This is a genomic window from Nocardia farcinica, from assembly GCF_029867845.1.
Lineage (GTDB): Bacteria > Actinomycetota > Actinomycetes > Mycobacteriales > Mycobacteriaceae > Nocardia > Nocardia farcinica_A.
In genome coordinates this window covers 1-1,515 of record NZ_JARWRU010001030.1, presented here as the reverse complement: position 1 = coordinate 1,515, position 1,515 = coordinate 1, and the positions used below count along the sequence as shown (strand labels likewise).

General features: G+C 76.1%; 1 protein-coding gene. It reads right to left on the bottom strand.

Going from position 1 to position 1,515, the window contains the following annotated elements:
* A partial coding sequence (locus tag QH283_RS22840) for an amino acid adenylation domain-containing protein (RefSeq protein ID WP_280504999.1) occupies window positions 1-1,396 on the bottom strand: 1,396 nt, incomplete at its 3' end.
* Between the last annotated feature and the right edge of the window lie 119 nt (window positions 1,397-1,515).

Sequence of the window (1,515 nt, the reverse complement as noted above, 5' to 3'; positions counted from 1 at the left end):
GACTGGCATTGGCGCACCCGCCTGTGGGCCGTCGAATCCGGCAACACCCTGCCCGAACATCTGTCGTTCGGGCAGTGGGAAGCCACCCCCCCCCCCCCCCCCCAAGAACCCGAGACCCCCCAGCCCCCCCGCTCAATAGTGAGCGCGCCAAAGACGCCCCGGGGCCCCCCCCCGGGGCCCGCCCCTCGGCCGGGTCGAGGCCTGGCCCGCCGCTCAGATAGGCGGCGAGCCGGTGGACGCCGCGGTCGTCGGCGATCAGCAGCACGGCGGCGCGGTCGACCCCGGGGCAGCAGGCGAGCGCGTTCTCGATCTCGCCGAGTTCGATGCGCTGACCGCGGATCTTGACCTGGAAGTCGCGGCGGCCCAGGTATTCCAGGGTGTGCTCGTGGGTCCAGCGCGCCAGGTCGCCGGTGCGGTAGAGGCGGCCGCCGGGGTGGAACGGGTCGGCGACGAAGGCGCACGCGGTGGCGGCGGGCCTGCCGAGGTAGCCGCGCGCCAGCTGGGCGCCCGCGAGGTAGAGCTCGCCGGGGACGCCGACGGGGACCGGGCGCAGCCGGGTGTCCAGCACGAGGGCGCGCACGCCGCGCACGGGTGTCCCGATGGTCACCGGCCCGCCGGGCCGCAGCGGGGCGCTCTGGCAGGCGAAGATGGTGGTCTCGGTGGGCCCGTAGCCGTTGAGCAGCCATCGGCCCGGCGCCCACCGGTCGACCGTCTCGGCGGTGACGGCCTCGCCGCCCGCGGCGAGCACCCGCAGCGAGTCCATGTGATCCGGGGACATGGTGGCCAGCACGCTCGGAGTGAGGAAGGCGTGCGAGATCCGTTGCGCGCGAATGAACTCCGCCAGCTGCGGTCCGGCGTAGACCTCGGGTGGCGGGACGACGAGCGCCGCGCCGTTGGCGTGGGCCAGCAGCACCTCGAGCACGAGGGCGTCGAAGCCGGGGGCGGCGGCTTGCAGCACCCGTGCGGTGGGATCGACGGCGAAGCGGGCGCGCTGTTCGGCGGTGAAGTCGGCCAGGCCCTCGTGGGTGACCGCCACGCCCTTCGGGGCGCCGGTTGAGCCGGAGGTGTAGAGGACGTACGCCAGGTCGCGCGGGTGCGGGGTGCGCACGCGGTCGCGGGCGGTGAGCGGTGTCGCCGGGTAGTCGTCGAGCGCGGTGCTGGTGCGCGGGTCGTCGAGCACCAGCCGGCGCACGGTGTCCGGGAGCAGGTCGCGGGCGGCCGCGGTGGTGAGCGCGACGCGGATGCCTGCCTGCTCGACCATGTGCGCCACCCGCCGCGCCGGGTTGCGGGTGTCGATCGGGACGAAGGCCGCGCCGGTGTGGGCGACCGCCCACAGGCCGATCATGAACTCCGCGGATCGGCCGGTGGCCAGGGCGACATGGTCGCCCGGGCCCACCCCCCAGTCGATCAGCTGCCGCGCCCCCCCGGTGGCGCGGGCGGGGAGTTAGGCGGATGTACGGGCCGCGGCCACGCACACCCCGGGCGCGGGGGCCGGGGGGGCCGCCCCGCCCCCGG